1 protein-coding gene is annotated in these 1,677 nt (G+C 65.1%); it reads left to right on the top strand.

Annotation, left to right across the window (positions count from 1 at the left end; all coding sequences use genetic code 11):
• A partial coding sequence (locus tag PVV74_RS22770; protein WP_103765137.1) for a formate--tetrahydrofolate ligase occupies positions 1–1,677 on the top strand: 1,677 nt, incomplete at its 5' end.

The raw sequence follows: 1,677 nt of genomic DNA, 5'->3' as shown, positions 1-1,677 counted from the left end.
ATGAGCCACAAATCAGACATCGAGATTGCGCGTGCGGCGTCGAAGAAGCCGATCCAGGAGATTGGCGACAAGCTTGGGATCCCGGGCGAACATCTGCTGCCCTACGGGCATGACAAGGCGAAGGTGAGCCAGGAATATATCAACTCGGTCCAGGGCAACGAGGATGGCAAGCTGATCCTGGTGACCGCGATCAACCCGACGCCGGCGGGCGAGGGCAAGACCACCACGACCGTGGGCCTGGGCGACGGCCTCAACCACATCGGCAAGAAGGCGATGATCTGCATCCGCGAGGCCTCGCTGGGGCCGAACTTCGGGATGAAGGGCGGCGCCGCGGGCGGCGGCTATGCGCAGGTCGTGCCGATGGAGGACATGAACCTGCACTTCACCGGCGACTTCCACGCGATCACCTCGGCCCACGCCCTGCTGTCCGCGATGATCGACAACCACGTCTACTGGGGCAACGACGCCGAGATCGACACCCGCCGGATCGTCTGGCGCCGGGTCGTGGACATGAACGACCGCTCGCTGCGCCAGATCACGTCCAGCCTGGGTGGTGTGGCCAACGGCTTTGCCCGCGAGGACGGGTTCGACATCACCGTGGCCTCGGAGGTCATGGCGATCCTGTGCCTGGCCAAGGATCTCAAGGACCTCGAGGAGCGGCTGGGCGCGATGATCGTGGCCTATCGCCGCGACCGCAGCCCCGTCTACTGTCGCGACATCAAGGCCGAGGGCGCGATGACCGTCCTTCTGAAGGACGCGATGCAGCCCAACCTGGTGCAGACGCTGGAAAACAACCCGGCCTTCGTGCATGGCGGCCCGTTCGCCAACATCGCGCATGGCTGCAACTCGGTCATCGCCACGAAGACGGCGCTGAAACTGTGCGACTACGTGGTGACCGAGGCGGGCTTCGGCGCGGACCTTGGCGCCGAGAAGTTCATGAACATCAAGTGCCGCAAGGCCGGGATCGCGCCGTCGGCGGTGGTTCTGGTCGCCACGGTGCGGGCGATGAAGATGAACGGCGGCGTGGCCAAGGCGGACCTTGGTGCCGAGAACGTCGACGCGGTCAAGGCGGGTTGCCCGAACCTGGGCCGGCATATCGAAAATGTTAAGTCTTTCGGTGTCCCGGTGGTGGTGGCGATCAACCACTTCGTGACCGACACCGATGCCGAGGTGCAGGCGGTGAAGGACTTCGTGGCCGAGAACGGCGCCGAGGCGGTGCTGTCGCGTCACTGGGAGCTGGGCTCGGAAGGCTCGGCGGACCTGGCGAAGAAGGTCGTGGAGACGATCGAGAAGGGCGAGGCGGACTTCAAGCCGATCTACCCCGACGAGATGGGTCTCTTCGAGAAGGTCGAGACCATTGCCAAGAAGATCTACCGCGCCGACGAGGTGATCGCGGACAAGAAGGTGCGCGACCAGCTGAAGAGCTGGGAAGAGCAGGGCTACGGCAACCTGCCGGTCTGCATGGCCAAGACGCAATACAGCTTCTCGACCGACCCGACGCAGCGCGGCGCGCCCACGGGCCACTCGGTGCCGGTGCGCGAAGTGCGCCTGTCGGCCGGCGCGGGCTTCGTCGTCGTCGTCTGCGGCGAGATCATGACCATGCCGGGCCTGCCCAGCCGCCCCGCGTCCGAATCCATCCGCCTGAACGACCAGGGCGAAATCGAAGGATTGTTCTAA

Origin of the sequence: Roseovarius sp. SK2 (genome assembly GCF_028807495.1) — a bacterium.
GTDB classification, from domain to species: Bacteria; Pseudomonadota; Alphaproteobacteria; order Rhodobacterales; family Rhodobacteraceae; genus Roseovarius; species Roseovarius confluentis.
This window is presented reverse-complemented; position numbering and strand designations above follow the sequence as displayed.